General features: G+C 48.9%; 17 protein-coding genes. 13 read left to right on the top strand and 4 right to left on the bottom strand.

Annotated elements, in window-relative coordinates:
* Positions 1 to 69: 69 nt before the first annotated feature.
* The 10 genes from nth (at position 70) to ACJJIE_RS00615 (ending at position 14,367) form a co-directional block, all read left to right on the top strand.
* On the top strand, positions 70 to 738 hold the full coding sequence (nth, locus tag ACJJIE_RS00660) for an endonuclease III (protein ID WP_444893180.1): 669 nt from the start codon (positions 70 to 72) through the stop codon (positions 736 to 738).
* A gap of 2 nt (positions 739 to 740) precedes the next feature.
* Positions 741 to 1,085, top strand: coding sequence for an ArsC family reductase (locus tag ACJJIE_RS00655; protein WP_108734022.1), 345 nt, complete (start codon positions 741 to 743; stop codon positions 1,083 to 1,085).
* Positions 1,086 to 1,106: 21 nt separating this feature from the next.
* Positions 1,107 to 2,138 carry a 2,3,4,5-tetrahydropyridine-2,6-dicarboxylate N-succinyltransferase gene (dapD, locus tag ACJJIE_RS00650; RefSeq protein ID WP_444893179.1) on the top strand — a complete coding sequence of 344 codons (1,032 nt, stop codon included), beginning with the start codon at positions 1,107 to 1,109 and terminating at the stop codon, positions 2,136 to 2,138.
* Positions 2,139 to 2,232: 94 nt separating this feature from the next.
* Entirely contained in the window at positions 2,233 to 3,366 is a 1,134-nt protein-coding gene (dapE, locus tag ACJJIE_RS00645; protein ID WP_444893178.1) for a succinyl-diaminopimelate desuccinylase, read from the top strand.
* 371 nt (positions 3,367 to 3,737) lie between these two features.
* Positions 3,738 to 4,469: a cupin domain-containing protein gene (locus ACJJIE_RS00640; RefSeq protein WP_444893177.1), complete on the top strand. Its 732-nt coding sequence runs from the start codon at positions 3,738 to 3,740 to the stop codon at positions 4,467 to 4,469.
* Between the two features lie 19 nt (positions 4,470 to 4,488).
* Complete coding sequence (locus ACJJIE_RS00635) at positions 4,489 to 5,364, top strand: SDR family oxidoreductase (RefSeq protein WP_444893176.1); 876 nt, start codon at positions 4,489 to 4,491, stop codon at positions 5,362 to 5,364.
* 1,242 nt (positions 5,365 to 6,606) lie between these two features.
* The gene (locus tag ACJJIE_RS00630) at positions 6,607 to 7,251 is read left to right on the top strand and encodes a hypothetical protein (RefSeq protein WP_444893175.1); all 645 of its coding nucleotides are present in this window, start codon (positions 6,607 to 6,609) and stop codon (positions 7,249 to 7,251) included.
* 740 nt (positions 7,252 to 7,991) lie between these two features.
* A complete protein-coding gene (locus ACJJIE_RS00625) occupies positions 7,992 to 10,067 on the top strand; it encodes a S9 family peptidase (protein ID WP_444893174.1) in 2,076 nt (691 codons plus the stop codon).
* A gap of 166 nt (positions 10,068 to 10,233) precedes the next feature.
* Positions 10,234 to 12,288, top strand: coding sequence for a S9 family peptidase (locus ACJJIE_RS00620; protein ID WP_444893173.1), 2,055 nt, complete (start codon positions 10,234 to 10,236; stop codon positions 12,286 to 12,288).
* A 123-nt stretch (positions 12,289 to 12,411) separates the two neighbouring features.
* A complete protein-coding gene (locus ACJJIE_RS00615; protein WP_444893172.1) occupies positions 12,412 to 14,367 on the top strand; it encodes an alpha/beta hydrolase family protein in 1,956 nt (651 codons plus the stop codon).
* Positions 14,368 to 14,448: 81 nt separating this feature from the next.
* Here the strand turns inward: ACJJIE_RS00615 and ACJJIE_RS00610 are convergent, their stop codons facing one another.
* The 4 genes from ACJJIE_RS00610 to ACJJIE_RS00595 all read right to left on the bottom strand — a co-directional run bounded on the left by ACJJIE_RS00610 (position 14,449) and on the right by ACJJIE_RS00595 (position 16,779).
* Entirely contained in the window at positions 14,449 to 14,913 is a 465-nt protein-coding gene (locus tag ACJJIE_RS00610) for a Spy/CpxP family protein refolding chaperone (protein WP_282933689.1), read from the bottom strand.
* Positions 14,914 to 15,175: 262 nt separating this feature from the next.
* A complete protein-coding gene (locus tag ACJJIE_RS00605; RefSeq protein WP_282933690.1) occupies positions 15,176 to 15,544 on the bottom strand; it encodes a hypothetical protein in 369 nt (122 codons plus the stop codon).
* A 6-nt stretch (positions 15,545 to 15,550) separates the two neighbouring features.
* Positions 15,551 to 16,093: a flavodoxin gene (locus ACJJIE_RS00600; protein ID WP_282933691.1), complete on the bottom strand. Its 543-nt coding sequence runs from the start codon at positions 16,091 to 16,093 to the stop codon at positions 15,551 to 15,553.
* A 221-nt stretch (positions 16,094 to 16,314) separates the two neighbouring features.
* Positions 16,315 to 16,779, bottom strand: coding sequence for a Spy/CpxP family protein refolding chaperone (locus tag ACJJIE_RS00595; protein WP_282933692.1), 465 nt, complete (start codon positions 16,777 to 16,779; stop codon positions 16,315 to 16,317).
* A gap of 168 nt (positions 16,780 to 16,947) precedes the next feature.
* Between ACJJIE_RS00595 and ACJJIE_RS00590 the strand changes: the two genes are divergently transcribed.
* The 3 genes from ACJJIE_RS00590 to ACJJIE_RS00580 all read left to right on the top strand — a co-directional run bounded on the left by ACJJIE_RS00590 (position 16,948) and on the right by ACJJIE_RS00580 (position 19,805).
* Positions 16,948 to 17,652: a response regulator gene (locus tag ACJJIE_RS00590; RefSeq protein WP_282933693.1), complete on the top strand. Its 705-nt coding sequence runs from the start codon at positions 16,948 to 16,950 to the stop codon at positions 17,650 to 17,652.
* Between the two features lie 10 nt (positions 17,653 to 17,662).
* Entirely contained in the window at positions 17,663 to 19,039 is a 1,377-nt protein-coding gene (locus ACJJIE_RS00585) for an ATP-binding protein (RefSeq protein ID WP_444893171.1), read from the top strand.
* An 88-nt stretch (positions 19,040 to 19,127) separates the two neighbouring features.
* Positions 19,128 to 19,805, top strand: a complete 678-nt coding sequence (locus tag ACJJIE_RS00580; RefSeq protein ID WP_444893170.1) for an SRPBCC family protein — start codon at positions 19,128 to 19,130, stop codon at positions 19,803 to 19,805.
* The last annotated feature ends 26 nt before the right edge of the window (positions 19,806 to 19,831 follow it).

The following is a 19,831-nucleotide window of genomic DNA, read 5'->3' as shown; positions in this document are numbered from 1 at the left end:
ACTCACTTTTCAAGAACAACTGACAACTCGAGCACATACAGGAACTCCACGCCCAGGCATATCTTAACAATGGCAGTAAAAAATCTACTCAAGCAAGAGCGCGTCACTTATATTTTGCAGCGCCTGGAGGAACTCTACCCGGAAACTCCCGTTCCTCTCGATCACAATGACTCCTACACCCTGTTGGTTGCGGTACTCCTATCCGCTCAATGCACCGATGAGCGGGTCAACCAGATAACCCCTGCGCTCTGGCAGCTGGCAGACAATCCCAGGGATATGGCGCAGGTCCCGGTAGAGGAGATCCAAAAAGTCATTCGCCCCTGTGGCCTCTCCCCGCAAAAATCCAAAGCCATCAGCAAGCTCTCGCAGATCCTGATCAGCGAATACCACGGCGAAGTGCCTGAGAATATGGCTGCGCTGGAGACCCTGCCCGGGGTCGGACACAAAACGGCGAGCGTGGTTATGTCACAGGCTTTTGGACACCCGGCGTTTCCTGTCGATACCCACATTCACAGGTTGGCCCAGCGCTGGGGCCTGACGAATGGCAAAAATGTTACCCAGACTGAAAAAGACCTGAAGCGGCTGTTCCCAAGAGACAAGTGGAATAAATTGCACCTGCAGATTATTTTCTACGGTCGCGAGTTCTGCTCTGCGCGGGGCTGCGATGGCACCGTCTGTGAAATTTGCACAACCTGCTACCCCAACCGTAAAAACCCCAAGAAAACCAAAAAGGCGTAACCGTGATTACTCTGTACGGCATTAAAAACTGTGACACCGTAAAAAAAGCCCGCAAATGGCTGGAGAAAAATGGAGTCGATTATCGCTTTCACGATTTTCGCGTAGACGGCATGGAAGATGTCCCCCTTCAAGCATGGCTGGATAAATTTGGCTGGCAAGAGGTCCTAAATCGCCGCTCAACGAGCTGGCGTGAACTGAGCGATGAACAGAAAAACGAAATGGACAATGCACTCGCCTTAGATCTGGCCAGTGCGACCCCTACCTTAATCAAACGCCCGGTCACCACCACCTCAAAGGAAACCCTTTTCGGTTTTAAAGAGGCGACCTTCGAACAACTGCAAAGCTAGTCGAATTAGGAGATAACCACCATGAGCAATATTTACAGCATCGGTTTTGGTGTCGGCACCTGTAACAGCAAGGGCGACTGGCTCGAAGTTTACTATCCCAAACCCCTGTTTAAACCCAGTGCAGAAATCGCTAACGCGGTTACTGAAACGCTCGGCGTGGCAGAGGGAAATCACAGCCTGCCTCTGGACTCCACCCAGCTACAGAAATTAGCCGATGCTCTCCACAGTGCAGGCGCCGCTGACCAGGCGGAAATCCTGCAGCAATTTGCCAATTCCCAAAGACCACTCGCAGTAGTTATTTTGGCTACTGACGAAGCCCCGCAGTCAGTGCCCGAGGCCTACCTGAAGCTACATCTTCTATCCCACCGCCTGGTAAAACCCCATGAGACCAAACTCGATGGTATTTTTGGCAAGCTGGTTAATGTCGCTTGGACCAACCAGGGGGCCATCGATCTCGAGGAATTACCGCAGCGACAACTGGATGCAAGGCTCAAAGGTGAGTACCTGGATGTCTCCTGCGTGGATAAATTCCCCAAAATGACCAACTACGTAGTACCGGCTGGGGTTCGTATCGCACACACCGCTCGAGTGCGCCTGGGCGCATACCTTGGGGAAGGCACCACAATCATGCACGAGGGCTTTGTTAACTTTAATGCTGGCACCGAAGGGCCCGGCATGATTGAAGGCCGTATTTCCGCCGGGGTATTTGTCGGCGCCGGTTCCGATCTCGGTGGCAGCAGCTCCACCATGGGCACGCTTTCCGGCGGCGGAAATATCGTTATCTCGGTAGGCGATAACTGCCTGCTCGGCGCTAATGCCGGCATCGGCATTCCCCTTGGCGACCGCTGCACAGTAGAGGCTGGGCTCTACATTACAGCTGGAACCAAAATCGCCCTGTTGGATGACAGCGGCAAGCTGGTAGAGCACATCAAGGCCAGAGACCTGGCCGGAAAATCCGATTTACTATTCCGCCGCAACTCCACTAATGGTGCAGTGGAATGTCTCACCAACAAGAGTGCTATCGAGCTCAATGAAGCTCTACACAGCAATTAAAATTGCACAGTGCGGAACTTCGGTTCCGCACTGCTGCATCCCACCCCTCTAGCCGCTTCTTTGCGACCCATCTCCCTATACAAGGAAAGCCCAAGTGACTCCCACCCTCCAACTCGCTTTCGACCTGATTCGCCGCCGCTCTGTCACCCCAGAAGATGCGGGGTGTATGGACCTTATGATCCAGCGCCTGGAAAAAATAGGATTCCAGGTAACAAAATTGCGCAGAGACGACACCGATAATTTTTGGGCTGTACGCGATGGCTCTAGTGAAGGCTCCCTACTCGCCTTTGCCGGACACACCGATGTCGTACCCACAGGCCCAGAAGAAAACTGGAGCTGCCCCCCCTTCGAGCCTGAAATTCGCGACGGTTTTCTATATGGCCGCGGTGCGGCGGACATGAAGGGTTCCCTGGCAGCCATGGTGGTTGCCTGTGAGGAGTTCATTGCGGCACACCCAGACCACAGTGGTCGCATAGCATTTCTGATCACCAGCGACGAAGAGGGCCCCGCAACAAACGGCACCGTTAAGGTTGTCGAGTGGCTCGAGGAACAGGGAGAAAAGATTGACTGCTGTATCGTCGGCGAGCCATCCAGTAGTGAACGGGTTGGCGATATTATTAAAAATGGGCGCAGGGGCTCACTCGGCCTGGAACTAAAAGTTCTCGGCACCCAAGGCCATGTAGCCTACCCTCACTTGGCCGAGAATCCGATTCATACCCTGGCCCCTGCTCTCGCTGAACTCGCTGCCGAAGAGTGGGACCAGGGGAACGAATTCTTCCCCGCAACCAGCTTCCAGGTTTCAAATATCAATGGAGGCACCGGCGCAACCAATGTTATTCCCGGCGAAGTGGATTTACTCTGCAACTGGCGTTTTTCCACTGAATTAACCGCCGAAGACCTTGAGACTCGGGCCCGCGCAATTATGGATAAACACAATCTCAAGTATGAGGCGAATTTTAAATTATCCGGGTTGCCTTTTCTCACTGCCGCAGGCCCACTGGTTCGGGCAACTCAGCAGGCAATTCTCACCATCACAGGGGAAAAAACGGAGCTATCGACCGCCGGCGGCACTTCCGATGGCCGTTTTATTGCCCCTACCGGAGCCCAGGTCGTAGAACTGGGACCGGTAAATGCCACTATCCATAAAGTAGACGAAAGGGTTGAGGCCGACCACTTGGATATCCTTAAAGATATTTATCGGGAAGTCTTAAAAGAGTTACTCACTTAAATTAATCCGACTCAACCTAGAGGCTCATAAAGGCGAAAGCTCAAAGTATTCTTTTGAGAGGCCCCGGCTTTCATGGCTGGGGCAGTAAAACTCCAGCAGGTTTATCTTGCCAAAAACTGGCTACCTCTTGAATATTACTATTCAGCGTATTTGCCAACTCTGCCAATACAACACCTCATTGCTCCAGACCGTGCAGGGTGGCTCGGGCCGACACAATTTATCGAGAGCAACATCTATCGCCAAGTTGGATTAGACTACTAAATGAGTTGCGGCAGAGATACTTAGTGAATCGCGCCGACGACCACCAACCGCTCACTGATTCTCGAGTCGCGCGGCTCCTGCCACCAACTCGAGCCCTCGAGAAAGACGCCATGAAAAGCGTAATCAAGTTGGACCCGCACAACCCAAGTGGCGAAGGCCTTGAGTCCTGGGCTGTCATCCCTCCCTCTTTTCTTACCGGCCCGACACCTATCCAGCGAGGGTATAAAGCCTTTGAGCGCAACGGCCTCTGCACTGGGACCTGGGATTGCTCTGGCGGAAGCAGCACAGGGCTCAATCCCTATCCTCTCTTTGAGTTCATGCTTCTGATCGAGGGCCACGTCGGCATTATCGACGAAACAGGACACAAAGAAGTCATCTCTGCTGGAGAGCCGTTTTTCCTCCCACAAGGCCTTAATTGCGCATGGGACATGCCAATATATTACCGCAAGTACTTTATCAATCTTTTCCATGATGAATATCCAACAGAGACTGATCCGTCTAAGCTGAAAGTCGTGCGCCCGCTTCCAAACATTTCAGAAGACGACTGTAGAAAGACCAATCTCAGCGCTCTAGAACCACACCAAGCCCGGCACCTGGCATACGAGTCTGGCGATAGCAGGATCCAGGTCGGCACTTTGATGTCCGGCCCTTGTCATTGCAATATCACAGCTTTCAGCCGGAACGAACTGCTATGTATGCTGGAGGGGGCGGTGCGGGTCACAACATCAAACGGCGAGGAGACCTTCCACGCCGGTGACAGCTTCTTCATACCATTGGATGCCCCAGTAGGGTGGCACGCCGACAAACCTTTTCGCGCATTCTTTTGCGCAGTCTGGCCCTGAGCATCAGTGGATTACATCGATGACTGTCCTCATCTTTGGCGGCTCAGGAAATGTCGGCCGGGAACTCGTGCCGATCTTGCATGCGAGTGGCGCAAAGATCCGTGTCGCCACACGATCGACCGCCTATGCCGCGAGCCTCCCCGATGATATTGATACAGTCATTGCAGATATGGATGATCCTTTCAGCCTGAGGCCCGCATTTAAGGGGGTTGAGAGTGTCTTTTTGCTCATCGCGAATAGCCCCAAGGAGACCCAGCAAGGCCTCTCCACGCTGGCGATCGCCGCTGAATCCCCCCCCAGGCACATCGTTTACCTATCGAGCGATCTTGCAGTTCGCGCACCGATGATCCCCCATGCGGGCGGAAAATTTGCCATTGAAACAGCGCTGCGAGCTAGTGGGATCACGCACACGATACTACGGCCCACCTACTTCGCTCAGAATGATCTTGTTCAGAAGGATGTGATCACTGCAGGTGCTTATGCAACGCCGTTGGGCCCCCACCCGGTTGCACGCATCGATACCCGTGATGTTGCGCTCGCAGCAGCGTCAGCACTCTTAGACATAAGGGCTAAGAACGAAGTATTTCTTTTGTCGAGTTTGGATGCCCCTAACGGCAATGAAACCGCCGCACTCTGGTCCATAGCACTTGGTCACGCCGTCATCTACCCTGACCTAACGCCGGAAGAATTTGCCAACAGCATCGAAACCATGGTGCCTCCGTGGCTGAATTTCGATCTTCTGGTCATGCATCGCTGGTTCAAAACAAACGGCCACCCAGTAAATCAGGAAGATCTTGAGGCTCAGGCCGCACTTTTGCCCCAGGGGCCGCGAAGCTATCGGAGTTTCGTAGAAGAAACGGCCAACATATGGCAGAGTAAAACCCAAAGCCGCTAAGTACCGTAGCTCAATCCCTTTTTCAACACAGCCGCTATCGCCTTAGTGGTAGATCGCCCTTTGTGCCGTTAGCCCAATACACACCCTGGCCCCGGCTCTCATTGAAACTGCGCCTACCAGAATTATGATTGCCGAACCAGGACCTGAAAAACCTCTATTCACATAGTGGACGAAAGGATTGAGACCGACCACTTTGATACCCTCGAAGATATTTATCGGAAAGTATTAAAAGAGCTACCACTTCAATTAACCTGGCTTAGTTTGGAGACTCAAAAGGAGCGAAAGCATCAAGTTTATTTTTGAGCTGCCACAGTTCTCCTAGCTGGGAAAGTGAATCTTCAGGAAGTTTATCCACCAAATAAACTGACAACTCCTTCAAAATTGCAATTCAACGTATTTGGCCCCTCTGATACGTTCCCTTCAATATGCTCCGTCAAACAATAATAAGGAGCCCATTGACTATGAGCAGGTTTATAGAGTTTATTGCTGGGGCGATTCAGCCCATTCAAACACAAATAAACCCTTACCCAGTTTTAGTTACGAGGACATATTCGACCACGAGTATGCCAGCGGTCCACAGTTTGGCACCAACGATAGAAATATCTATTACGTGCACAACTCCCTGGAGTCTGCCTACACTAATCATTCTATCTGTGAAAAATAAAAAGCTAATAACGAATAGAAAAATTATATCTAGCTTATCAGGTCAAAAAAATCTTCGGAACCCTTTCAGCCGTCATGGAGAGTGACATTAATTCAACAACCCAAAAGATAAAGCTTTTCACGCGGACACTTATAAGTGTTGTTTCCGACCCTTCTACCCAGCAACTTATTGTTTTAAAAGGCCAAGCTGAACCACCAACAAATCACTTAACATAAACATCAACAAACTAATCATATCTTTACAAAAATCAAAATTAATATGTGAAACCAGCCTCCTAAAGAGTGCTGCAAACTGGAAAACTAAGCGATTTAAGTAACTGATACCCTCTTATCATTCCAAAACCCAATCTTCTGTAAAGTGAAAATTAAAATCCCAGCTATTGTTACCGCCCTCATAAACCAAGCGATCATTAAAGTTAAAGATATGTAAAGATAAAAACCCTCAACATGAGAGACTTTTTAGAACTCCACTTTCCATAGCATTTCTAGCCCTATATACTGGACCTAAGTAGCCAATACTGCCGTTTCAACTAAAAAACCATCATTGGTTACGTTTCGACATCTAAGAAATGATAGCTTATGAAAAATTTAAAAAATTCTATTCAAACCATTATTAACTGGAGCTTTTGGTCAATACTCTTTTTATTATTCTCCTGGTGGCATGGAACATTTGAACACCCTCTTTCCGCAGAAGAAAAACAGTACTATTCCGAAAAGCTGGCAGAATTAAATCCCGATGAATCGCCATCAGAATTTTTGAAGTTACTTGAACGGGATCGCGGTGAACCAATTTTTATTCTGAATGCTATCAAGTACTATGACGAACCTGTTATAACCAAAGATCACAGTAAACCAATGAGTTCAAAGGAGGTCGCGAAAAAATATAATAATTACGTGACGAACTTCTTAATTAAGCGCGGGAGCTATCCGATTTTTTTTGGGGACGCTTTAGGCGCAACTGCAGCAAAGTGGGGTGTTGATTATGAAGGTGACTGGTCTACTGCCGCAGTGGTAAGATATCGCAGCATGCGCACCCTTCTGGATTTAGCAATAGATCCAACCTTCAGGGAAAAACACCACTATAAAAAATCAGCATTAGAGCGCACTATTGCTTACCCTAATGAGGCACGCCTGGTAGCGGGAGGCCTCAACCTAGTGGTCTTTCTTATCCTTTTATGCGGAGCCCTAGTCTCCCAGCTGATCATCAACAGACGGAAGAAATGAAAATGTGTGGACCATCTGTCATTGGCTTTAGGTGGGATCCCTTGGAATTCAATGCTTACAGCAGATAAAACCGTGCCTGGCAATATAAAAAATAGCGTCAATAACTTATATAGTTGGTATCTTTACGCTCCCTCGCTACAAGGGCTAAAGATGTTCGATAGTTTTGAGTTGCACTTTTGACCGAACAAACGGCCATCCAGACAATTAGGAAAATCTCGAGACTCAGGCCGCTCTTTTGCAAGAGGACCTGCGAGGCTATCGGGGTTTTGTAGTAGAAACAACCAACCTATGAAGGAGTGGGGTCCATAGCCGCTAAGTACCGTTACTTAATCTCTTTTTCAATACAGTCTCAATCGTCGCAGTAGTAGTTAATCCCCTGCGGCGTAAACCCAATACGCGCCCTGGCCCTGCAAACCAGGGCTGCTAAATGCCACCATTCATAATACTGACGAAAAGGTTAAGGCAAACTTTTGGGTATCCTCAAATATATTTATCAAGAAATATTAAAAGAGATACCTATATAAATTAACCCACCTCAGGCTGGAAGCTCGAAAAGGGCGAAAGCTCCAAGTGTACTTGCGAGGTGCCCCAGATTTCCTGGGTGGAAAGGAAAGATTTCAGTAGATTTATCCGCCAAACAAACTGACTATCCCCTCAATATTGCATTTCAGCGTATTTATCCCCTCTGATACCGCCCCTTCGGTATGCTCCACCCAACAATAAAAAGGAGCTCACTGACCATGGATAGGTTTATAAAGTTTATTGCTGCGGCGATTATTACAAGCCCCGCATTTTCCGCCCCTGAAAATACAAGTGGCCCTTCACCTAATTTTAGCTACGAGGACATCTTCGATCTGGAGTATGCCAGCGACCCACAGTTTGGCACTAACGATAAAAATATTTATTACGTGCGCAACTCCCTGAACAAAATGGCAGATACCACAAGGGCAAACCTCTGGTATATCAGCGATGATGGCAAAGATCACCGCCCCTTAACTTCCGGAGATTTTCACGACCACTCCCCACTTCTATCTCCAGATGGAAAAACTATTGCCTTTATCAGCGACAGGAGTGGAAAGCCCCAGATACATTTGTTGTGGCTGGACAATGGTAAAAGTGAGCAAATTTCCCATCTACCCAGGACTCCATCAAATATCCAGTGGTCCCACGATGGTCAGCATATCGCCTTCACCATGTTCGTGCCCGAGAGCAAACCGCTGCCAGTAGAGCTTCCCACACCACCAGAAGGGGGCGAGTGGGAGGAAACACCTCAGTTTATCGACAAGAGCTTATATCGCATTGAGGGCCAGGGATACTTAGAGCAGGGCAATTCACAGGTTTTCATGATTTCTCGTGAAGGAGGTACTCCCCGCCAGCTCACCAGTGGGGACTACGAGCACAATAGCCAACTCAGCTGGGGCAAAAATAATAAGGCCATTTACTTTTCAGCAAATCGCCACCCAAATCATGAAATTGAACTGCTGGATTCAGAAATTTACAAGGTAAATATCGACGATGGGAATATTGAGCAAGTAACCGAAAGATTTGGCCCCGATTTTCAACCTCAAATCTCACCCAACGGAAGAAAGCTAGCATATTTAGGCTTTGAAGATCAGCGGTTTTCCTACCACCAAAACACTTTGCGAGTGATCGACCTCGCTAGTGGAAAAAACCAGCTAATAAAAACTGCCAGCGATCGTAGCGTTTCCGATTTTCAGTGGCTCGCTGACAGTAAGCATATTGCTTACAGCTATGACGATCATGGCTCAACCAAAATTGCCATTAAGAAAATTGGCGGAATGGAAACCTTGATAGCGGATGACGCCGGTGGACTGACACTAGGCGCGCCCTATAGTTTTTCAGATTTTGCTGTCTCCAAACATGGAAACGTAGTTTATACACAAACCACACCTCAAATTCCCGCAGAACTTGCAATTTCTCGTGGCGGCAAGATAAAAACTCTCACGGCGATCAACAGTGATTTGATACCTCTACGCAATATGGCCCATGTGGAAGAGATCAACTATAAATCCAGCTTCGATGGTCGCAATATCCAGGGCTGGATAGCCTACCCCCCAAATTTCGACCCCCAAAATAAATACCCCCTGTTACTTGAGATTCACGGTGGCCCACTATCTAACTACGGCCCGCGCTTTTCTGCCGAAATGCAACTATTTGCCGCCGCAGGCTATGTCGTGCTCTACACTAACCCTCGTGGCTCTACCAGCTACGGCAATGAGTTTGCCAACCTGATCCATCACAACTTCCCTAGCCAGGATTACGATGACCTAATGGCAGGTGTCGATGCAGTTATCGCCCAAGGCTATATCGATGAGGATCAATTATTTGTCACAGGTGGGAGTGCCGGCGGCACACTGACGGCCTGGATTATTGGTAAAACTGAACGATTCAGGGCTGCGGTAGTTGTCGCACCGGTAATCAATTGGGAGAGCTTTGTTCTAACTGCCGATTACTCCAAAATATTTACTCGCTACTGGTTTTCCGGGATGCCTTGGGAGGCCCCCGAGGAGTATCGACGCCGCTCTCCACTCACATATATTGGCAATGTCACTACACCGACCATGCTATTGACCGGAGAAAACGATTATCGCACCCCGATATCTGAGACCGAACAGTTTTACCAAGCACTAAAGTTAAATGATGTAGAGGCGGCTATGGTGCGCCTTCCAAACACATCCCATAACTTTTCCGATAGACCCAGCAAGAGAATCTCTAAAGTAGCTTCGACCCTCTACTGGTTTGATCAACACAAACCCGATAGAGAAAATGAAAGCGAGGACTTAGCAACCAACTAATTCAAAATTTTACAGGTATATTCGGCCAAATAACGGAGTAGCAGGTCAGCCATCCTGCTGCTCCATCACGGATTATCCCATCGAGCACACCAGTCAACGGATCACTCCCTTTACCCCCCCTTCCTCAGGTATCCTCTAGGAAACAAGAAGGAGGAGCCTAAAGATCATGAACCGGCTAATAAAAATTGTCGCAGCGATGTTTATCGCCAGCCCTGCGCTCGCTGATAACCAACTACCCAATTTTAGTTACGAGGATGTATTTAACCTCGAATACGCGAGTAGCCCTCAGTTCAGCAGTGACGGGAAAAGTATTTATTACGTCCGCAACTCAATGAACAAAATGAAAGACGGCAAGCGCGCGAACCTTTGGCGTATCGGTACCGATGGCAAAGATCACCGCCCTATGACCTCTGGAGACTACTCCGATTACTCCCCACAGCTATCCCCAGACGGGAAGACCATCGCTTTTATCAGCACCCGCAGTGGCAGCCCGCAGATCCACCTGCTGTGGTTAGATAATGGCCAGAATCTGCAGATTACTCACCTGCCAAAATCCCCCTCCAATATCCAGTGGTCACGGGATGGTAAGCAAATAGCTTTCACTATGTTCGTACCGGAGAGCAAACCTCTGCCAGTACAGCTCCCCAGTGCCCCGGAAGGCGCAGAGTGGGCTAAGCCACCACAGTTTATCGACAGCAGCATTTATCGTTCAGATGGCATGGGCTATTTAAAGCAGGGGCATGTACAGGTTTTTGTGATCCCTCGAGAGGGCGGTACCCCTCGCCAGCTTACCGAAGGCGAGTACGATCATCACAGCAGTCTCGCCTGGAGTAAAAATAACGATGCAATTTACTTCTCAGCCAATCGTCATCCCGATCACGAAATCGAGCTGATGAACTCGGAAATTTACAAGGTGAGCCTACAAAACGGCAGTATCGAGCAAATTACCGAACGTTATGGTCCAGACCATCACCCGCAGATGTCTCCAGATGGTACGAAGCTGGCCTATTTAGGCTTTGAGGATCAAAAGCTCGGATACCAACAACATGCTCTGCACATTCTGGATATCAATGGCGGGGAGTCCCGTAAAATAAAAACTGCCAAGGATCGCAGCATTTCCAACTTCCACTGGCTGGGCGATAGCAAACGAATTGCCTATAGCTACGACGATCACGGCTCCACCAAAATAGCCATCAAGAAAATTGGTTCCAGCGAAACCCTGATGGCCAGCGACGCTGGAGGCCTTTCGCTGGGACGCCCATACTCCGGAGCCAATTTTGCAGTCTCCAAACGCGGGGACATCGCCTACACACAAACGACCCCTCAGAATCCCGCCGAACTGGCTCTAGCGCGCAACGGCAAAACCCAGGCACTCACCGAGCTCAATGGCGACCTGATGCCACTGCGCGAGATGGCAAATATTGAGGAGATCAACTACAAATCGAGCTATGATGGCCGAGATGTTCAGGGCTGGGTCGCTTACCCACCCAATTTCGACCCCGAGAAGAAGTATCCCCTTCTATTGGAAATTCACGGTGGTCCCTTCTCTAATTACGGCCCCAGATTTGCCGCCGAAGTCCAGTTATTTGCCGCTGCTGGTTACGTTGTTCTATATACTAACCCCCGAGGCTCCACCAGCTACGGCCATGAATTTGCCAACTTAATTCACCATAACTACCCAAGCCAGGATTACGACGACCTGATTTCTGGCGTCGATGCAGTAATTGCTCAAGGTTATATTGATGAAGAGCAGCTATTTGTTACCGGTGGCAGTGGTGGGGGTACACTGACAGCCTGGATTATTGGCAAAACCGATCGCTTCAGAGCTGCTGTTGTTGCCAAGCCTGTCATCAACTGGGAGAGCTTCGTTTTAACTGCTGATTATTCGAGGTTTTTTACCAGCTATTGGTTCTCAGGGATGCCCTGGGAGAAACCTGAGGAATACCGCCGTCGCTCACCGCTCACCTATGTCGGAAACGTTACCACTCCCACTATGCTCTTAACCGGGGAAGAGGATTACCGCACACCGATGTCAGAAACAGAACAGTTTTATCAAGCACTAAAACTTAATGACGTTGACGCTGCCATGGTTCGCATTCCAGGGGCATCCCACAGTATCGCTGCCAGGCCAAGTCAGTTAGTGGCAAAAGTTGCATCGATTCTATATTGGTTTGATCAACACAAACCCAACCAAGAAAGCCAAGACCTTGTAGCAAGATAAATAAACATTCAATTTATTATATTTTGACACTTTCCCAGTGGGCTCTTTGAGCCCACTGGGAAATCTTGTTCCTAGCGCCATTTGTACCGCATAATCTCTGAAACAACAGACATGGACGAGATCATGCGCAAACTAATATTTCTATTATTTCTCTGGCCCACCTTTGTCTTCTCCAGCCAAATCCCCCTGAATGACTTGATACGTCATGCTGATATACAAGAAGTTAAAATCTCACCAACTGGTACGCATATAGCAATTCGAAAGCTCCATGAGGGTGAGAGGGTTCTCATTTTTATGTCCTTGGAAACAAGGAAAGTTACAGGTCTTTTACGTTTTCGCGGTGAGGAAGAGGTAGGAGATTTTTTCTGGGCCAACCATGAACGGGTTGTTGCTGAGATAGTATCCCGGCAAACCTCACTGGAAACACCTGTCACATATGGTTCGCTCTATGCGATCAATTACGACAATACAAAAGCCAAAAATATTTTTGGCCACTCAAGTGGGGAGATGCAAACTGGCACTCGTTTCAAAAAAGCTAAAGCCACATATGCACACGCTGACTTGGTGGACCCTCTAATCCATAAAGATAAAAAAATATTGATATCCACTCGTCCATGGGCTCAAAACCAAGAAGCTATTGGGGAGATTTTAGAGCTGGATATCTACAGTGGTATCAAGAAAAAAGTGGCTAAGCTTCCAGAGGTTGACGGAGTTGTCCACACAGATAATAAAGGTAATATAGCATTTGCCACAGGGGTAAATGAAGAGAGCTATAAGCAACTTTATCAAATGACTGAAAATGGCTGGAAATTAGTAGACCAACCTGTATTAAAAAATGGCACCCCTGTTGGCTCAGACCCAAAAACCGGAGAGTTCTATCTAACGATTTATCACAATGACAATACTGAACAACTTATTAAAGTAGATACCAATTCAATGGAATACGAATCCGTATTCCAACATGAAATTTCAGATATCGAAGGTATTATTTACAATCCAAAAGATCTAAAACCACTCGGAGTGTATCTTTACCCAGACTACCCTGAGGAATATTTCTTTGATGATGGCGAAGGATTTTCCGCATATTTCCGCGGGTTAAAAAAGGCCTTTGATGGGTACAATCTTCTATTTACAAGCTTTACAACTGATGGTTCCTTGGGGATATTAAAGGTATATGGCGATAGACTTCCCGGAGACTATTTCTTAGTAAATACTAAAACCAAAAAAGTTGACTTCCTAATTTCCTCATCAGAGTGGCTAGACCCCCAAGCACTCAACCCAATGGTTGCAGATTCATTTATAACCGAAGACAAGCTTCGCATTGGCACTTACTTAACATTCCCCAAAAACAAAAAAGAAAATCTGCCGATGGTCGTCATTCCTCACGGAGGGCCCCATTCTCGTGATTATTGGACCTACAATCAAACCGCTCAAATATTATCCATGAACGGTTACTTGGTTCTGCAAATGAATTTTCGTGGCTCAACGGGATACGGTGGAGGGTTCTATACCGCTGGAGAAAAGGAATGGGGCAATAAGATTCAACAAGATATTGCCGACTCAGTTAAATGGGCTATAGAAAAAGGTTACGCAGATCCTGAGCGTATATGTATTTATGGTGCAAGCTTTGGTGGTTACTCGGCACTTATGAATCCTATTCGCCACCCCAACCTGTACAAGTGTGCGGCAGGTTATGTTGGTATATATAACTTAGAAATGATGTATACAAAAGGAGATATCAAGCAGAGGGATCGCGGAATTGCATACTTAAACCGAGAACTCAGCCGGGATGAAAACTTCCTCAACGAGAACTCCCCCCTTTATAGCTTAGAAAAGCTCAATTTGCCGATATTTTTGATTCATGGCGAAGAAGACCAACGGGCTCCCTTTGAACACGCTAAAGCCATGGTGAAAGAGTTCAAAAAAATGAACAAGCCTGTTAAAACTCTGTTTGTAAAAAGAGAAGGGCACGGGTTCTATACTGAAGAAAATAATATGAAACTCTACACGGAACTTCTTGAGTTTTTAGACGAGCATATAGGTATCGGGGCAGCCGAAAAGCAGCCTAGCAGAGGATAGAGTAATAAACTGAGAATGTAGCCCCAAACAACCAGGGGCTACATATTTTCGGTTTCGCGATCACTTCAAAATGAATCTCACTCAACCGTGATCGTGATATGCCTTCCATTTCTTCATATGACGATCTTTTTTTTCAGCCTTCAAGGTTTCCAATTTGGCCAGCTGTTCATCTGTTAATACAGATTCAAATTGAGTGCGCATCTGGTTGCGGCCCTGCATTTTAGCGACTTCCAGTTTGCCAATCTCGGCTCCCAGGCTTGCCAGTGTCTGCTGATCCGCACCGGCACGAATTGCTTCACGTAGCTCTTCATACGCTTTGTGCATTTCTTCGCGCTTAGCTATTTTTCCTTCACGGTTGGAATCACGAAGCTCTTTCAGTTGATCCTTTTGAGCTTCTGTCAGATCCAGTTCTTTAGCAATTTTTTCTGGACCATGACCGCGACCATCCATACGTCCTTTACCATCACATGCCATGCTAACGGCTGGTACAGCTACAACGCCAGCCAAAGCCAAACTACCTACTACAGTTCTCCAGTTTTTCATCATTCAACCCTCTCGTTTGCATTCAGTAAGTACATAGTAAGTGGGCGCCGTGTAAACAGGGGATAACTGTAGTAAACCTTTGTTAAGAACTCTCTATAAGCGCATTTTTATAATAAATACAAATTAAAAATGTACTGCCTGTAAACAACTTTTCAAATTAATCGTTATTTGGGGAATTAAGAGAGTTGGGCAGCATTTAAATTAGAAATTTATTCCGGAAGTTATACAAGGCTAACTTGTATAACTTCCACAATATTCAGAGGTTTTAATGGAGAGCGGCTGAGGAGGGATTTTGCTTCGTATCCACATCTTCCAGTGAGTGGGTCAGAACAAAGTAATAAACAACCTGCTCGCGCCCCTGGACTTCGGCTATCAGGTCAAAGTTGTACTCTCCCCGCTCCCCGGGAGAAATACGTACAGCAGCTATATGTTCAGGCTCAATAAACAGCTCGGCGACAGGTCGTTTACCGCGCATTACCTGAACTAGCTTGGTACGAGCATCTTCAGCAGTGAAGCGCCAGTGGTAGTCATCATCATCGTATACTACCGAATCACTACTCCCGGCCCTGACAATACAATTTGTATGCTCTGTCAGCCAAGGCCAAAATTCACTGAATAACAGGGAGCTTTTCATTGCGAATCAGTCATCCAGCTCAAGAGCATCGCTGCCAAGCTCAAACTCTTCAGCTATTTGCTGACACCAGCGATTCAACCGCTCTGCGGTCATCTCTTCCTGCTGGTCTTCATCAATAGCCAGACCGACAAATTTTGATTCACCTTCCACCTCAGCCTTTGAGGCTTCATATTCATAGCCTTCCGTGGACCATAGACCAACTATAGTGGCTCCCTTTTCCACAATAACATCGTGAAGCATACCCATCGCGTCCAGGAAATAATCACCGTACCCAAACTGGTCTCCCAGGCCAAATAGAGCAACCGTCTTACCGGTAAAATCAATTTCCTGCACATCCTCCCAGAACTCTTCCCAATCAGATTGAATCTGACCAAAGTCCCAGGTAGGAATTCCAAAAATAAGATGTTGGTAGTTAGCAATATCCAGCTGGGTGACATCAGCAACATCAAACAGGTCTACATTGCTTTCGCCTAGGCGGGCGCGAATACGCAAAGCTACAGACTCGGTATTACCCTCATCACTGCCATAGAACAAGCCGATTTTACTCACAGTCAACCCTCTCCGCCCAATCCGGGCCGCTACATACTGAATTACAAGGCGGCGTATTCTCCCAGCAATAACCGGGCTCAGCAAGTTACCTATTGGATCAGATTTCGGAAGGTATAAAGAAAAATGCCCCCGGGGCAGCGGGGGCTAAGGGTTATGAACCTGCTGGGCCTTGGGGAAGGGTGCACCCAGCGGATCGCACAAGGAGTCGTTGGTTGGGGGGCCTAGGACTCAGTATCCTGGCTAGCAGAGCTTTCACTACGCCGTTTCATTTGGCGTGCTTTGCGTTCGCTCTTAATCTGCTCTAACTTGGCCTTCTGCTCATCAGTTAGAATGGACTTAAACTGTTCTTTCATTTTGTTGCGGTTTTGCATTTCCTGAAGCTTTAGCTTGCCGAGCTCGTCACCCAGCTGGTCCAGTGTTGCTTGATCAGCACCGGACTCAATTGCCGCATCTATTTGCCTGCGCAGCTCGATCATTTGCTCGTGCTGTGCCATCCTCGCCTCGCGGTTACTTTCCCGGTTAGCTTTTAACTGTGCCTGCTGACCCTCGGTCAGCTCAAGCTGGCGGACCATATATTCAAATCCGCGCCCCTGATCACCTTCACTACCTCCGAAAGCTAGTGCCGCTGGGGCAACCAGAACACCTACCAAAGCCAAGCTTCCCATTGCTTGTTTCCAGTGTTTCATCCCTTCGTCCTCATGTTCGCGTTCAGTGACTACATAGTAAGCCCAGCTTGTGTAAACGGGGGAAAACGCCGGTAAACATTTGTTAAGAACGGTAAAAAGCCCTATCCCCAGCGGTAACCAGCGCCAGCGCTTTGCATATAATGGCCACACAGAAACTGAGAGAACGCCATGAGCCGCATCCTTTTAATCGACGATGACACCGAACTCACCGACTTACTAAGGGAGTACCTTACCGGAGAGGGTTTTCAAGTAACCGCTGCCAATGATGGTGGCCGGGGGCTAGAGCTCGCTCAGAGCGAGAGTTTTGACGCTCTGGTTCTGGACGTCATGCTGCCCGTTCACAATGGCTTTGAAGTACTACGCAAACTTAGGGAGGAGGCATCAGCAGCAAGTCGCTCCCTGCCGGTTTTGATGCTCACTGCAAAAGGAGACACTGTAGATCGTATCGTCGGCCTTGAAATGGGTGCCGATGACTACCTGCCCAAACCTTGCAATCCCAGGGAGTTGGCGGCCCGACTGCGTGCAGTGCTCCGCCGCGGCCGAGTCGAAGCTGAAGAAAGCGACGACAGTCTTAGCAGCGGCCAGATTCGACTACTGCCTGCAGAGCATCAGGGCTATTGGAATGATCAAGCTTTGGCTCTGACCGGCGCAGAGTTCGCCGTGCTCAAGGTACTGGTTCAGCATGCCGGCGAAGTGGTTGGCAAAGAGGTTCTCACTGAAAGTGCCCTTGGCCGTAAGCTGATGCCCTACGACCGCTCAATCGATGTCCATGTCAGTAACATTCGCAAGAAGCTCGCGGATAAAGGTGCCAGCCGCGACCTAATTATCAACATCCGAGGTGCCGGATATATGCTCACCCAGAGCAAGCAGTAGGTTTTCCACGATGCGCAGTCTCTTCTGGAAAATGTTCTTTGGGGCCTGGATCACCGCCATGGTGATGGTTGTAGCCGCCATTTACATTACCCACTTCGGTGAATTCGGCGATCCCCGACAAGAGGAACGCTGGGAGGGCCCCGCCCTATTTCGCGAAGTCATGCGAAATATGCGAATCGCCCGCCGTCACGGTCCCGAACAATTCCAGCACTGGCTCGAGAAAGCCCCCAAAAAAGTCAAACGGCGGGTTTATGCGGTTGATCAACAAGGCAACGACATCCTCGGTCGAGAAGTGCCATCAAATATGGGCTCGTTGATCGACAGCCTTGATTACCGCAATCGCGAAGCTCACAAACTGGTAAATAACAAGCCCACTGTAGGTTTCTTCCTGCCGCTGCGCACCGGAGACCCCCTGCGTATCGTCGTCGTTGCTGGGGATAGCAAGGAAGGGCTATTACTGCGCTTCCTGTGGCGCAACTTCTGGCCAATGTTGCTGCTTTCCATGATTGCCTCAGGTCTAGCTTGCTACTGGTTAGCCCGCTACTTGAGCCGCCCTCTTGAACAGTTGCGTGCCGCCACTAAGCGTGTCGCTGCCGGCGAACTAGATTACCGCGTGACTCCATCCCTGAAGTCTCGAAATGATGAACTGACTGACCTGGCCCTGGACTTCGACTCCATGACTGCCCAGCTTCAGGAGTCGATGTCCGAGCAGCGCCGCCTGATCAAGGATGTCTCTCACGAACTGCGCTCGCCATTAGCGCGCCTGCAAGTGGCACTGGCCATCGCCCGCCAAAAGCAAATTAACGGGCTCGATACAGAACTGGATAAAATCGGCAAGGCAGCGGATTACCTGGAAGATATTATTGCCGACGTGCTATCACTTCCTATTAGCAGCCAGGAGCAGCGCCCCCTGGATGACGTAGTGGAAGTAAATGCCCTGATAAGCGCCCTGGCGGAAGACCTCCACAGCGAAGCTGCTGACAAAGACCTATCCTTTGAAATTCACTCCGAAGGGGAAGAGCTCCTTGTCGCAACCCGGGGCAGCTCCCTGACCGCTGCCCTGGAGAACATCCTGCGCAACGCAATCAAGTACAGCCCCGAGCACGGCCGGGTCAAGGTGTCGATTAAAGAATCCCCAGATTCCTGCACCATCTCAGTCATTGACTCAGGTTCCGGCGTGGCAGATGAGGAATTGGAGGCTATTTTCCGCCCCTTCTATCGCACAGATAGTGCACGCACCCGGGAAAGTGGTGGCTTTGGACTGGGACTCGCTATCGCCCAGCGCACCATCCTGCATCACCAGGGAAGCATCAGCGCCAAAAACAGCCGGGATGCGGGCCTGTGTGTTGAGATTAAGCTCCCCCTGCTACATATTGCCGACGATTAAGCATCGCAGCAGCTAATATAAGCATCTCTACCGCCAGAGTTTTCTGGCGGTTGCTTCCTTGCACCCGCAAATAGCAAAGGAACCCGCTATGCGCTGGATTATTTATATTCTTATTGCCCTGGTAATTCTCGTGCTCGCGGGATATTTATTCCCACGCGAAGTCACTGTTCATCGCAGCGTATTTATCAACAAACCACCACAAGTGGTTTTCCCCTACGTTAATAATTTTCACAAATTCAACGAGTGGTCCCCATGGCGCCACATCGACCCCTCGGTACTCTATGAGTACAGCGGTCCCCAAGAAGGCGTCGGTGCCAAAATGACTTGGCGCGGTGAAAACTCCAAAGCTGGAAGCGGCAGTCAAACCATCTTTGCCAGCAAACGAGATTCTGTGGTCGCTACCAAACTGGATTTTGGCGATGGCAGCCAGGCCACAGCAGAATTCCAGCTGGAACCAAAGGATGGCGGCACCCTTCTTACCTGGAACTTCCACAGCGATACCGGCGGTGGCCCCAGAGAGCGCTGGATGGGTCTGGCAGTGAAAAAAATGGTGGGAGAGTCCTATGAGCAAGGATTGGAAAAACTAAAGAACCTGGTTGAAACCGCACCGGAAAATAACAACTCCGGCGGAACCTCTACCGATTCAGTTTCAGATATTCCGTCCGATGTGGATGACGCTATGGGTGATGGCCCCCAAGGCATCCCCAATGAATTGCGCAATCAAAATGAGGAGGAGGCGGGAGAGACACCCGCAACCCCACAATAGCCCTCCGCGCAGCTCCTGCAGCGGCC

This window comes from Microbulbifer maximicatervae (SeqCode) (genome assembly GCF_052467325.1).
The sequence above is the reverse complement of the archived record's forward strand: the minus strand, read 5'-3'. Positions and strand labels throughout refer to the sequence as shown.

Bases quoted from the DNA above. Each gene is read 5' to 3' on its own strand.
- ACJJIE_RS00585 (WP_444893171.1), top strand. From the start codon at position 17,663: ATGCGCAGTCTCTTCTGGAAAATGTTCTTTGGGGCCTGGATCACCGCC.
- ACJJIE_RS00630 (WP_444893175.1), top strand. From the start codon at position 6,607: ATGAAAAATTTAAAAAATTCTATTCAAACCATTATTAACTGGAGCTTT.
- ACJJIE_RS00635 (WP_444893176.1), top strand. From the start codon at position 4,489: ATGACTGTCCTCATCTTTGGCGGCTCAGGAAATGTCGGCCGGGAACTC.
- ACJJIE_RS00605 (WP_282933690.1), bottom strand. From the start codon at position 15,544: ATGAAAAGCTCCCTGTTATTCAGTGAATTTTGGCCTTGGCTGACAGAG.
- ACJJIE_RS00595 (WP_282933692.1), bottom strand. From the start codon at position 16,779: ATGAAACACTGGAAACAAGCAATGGGAAGCTTGGCTTTGGTAGGTGTT.
- dapD (WP_444893179.1), top strand. From the start codon at position 1,107: ATGAGCAATATTTACAGCATCGGTTTTGGTGTCGGCACCTGTAACAGC.
- ACJJIE_RS00590 (WP_282933693.1), top strand. From the start codon at position 16,948: ATGAGCCGCATCCTTTTAATCGACGATGACACCGAACTCACCGACTTA.
- ACJJIE_RS00625 (WP_444893174.1), top strand. From the start codon at position 7,992: ATGGATAGGTTTATAAAGTTTATTGCTGCGGCGATTATTACAAGCCCC.
- ACJJIE_RS00610 (WP_282933689.1), bottom strand. From the start codon at position 14,913: ATGATGAAAAACTGGAGAACTGTAGTAGGTAGTTTGGCTTTGGCTGGC.
- ACJJIE_RS00620 (WP_444893173.1), top strand. From the start codon at position 10,234: ATGAACCGGCTAATAAAAATTGTCGCAGCGATGTTTATCGCCAGCCCT.
- ACJJIE_RS00580 (WP_444893170.1), top strand. From the start codon at position 19,128: ATGCGCTGGATTATTTATATTCTTATTGCCCTGGTAATTCTCGTGCTC.
- nth (WP_444893180.1), top strand. From the start codon at position 70: ATGGCAGTAAAAAATCTACTCAAGCAAGAGCGCGTCACTTATATTTTG.
- ACJJIE_RS00615 (WP_444893172.1), top strand. From the start codon at position 12,412: ATGCGCAAACTAATATTTCTATTATTTCTCTGGCCCACCTTTGTCTTC.
- ACJJIE_RS00640 (WP_444893177.1), top strand. From the start codon at position 3,738: ATGAAAAGCGTAATCAAGTTGGACCCGCACAACCCAAGTGGCGAAGGC.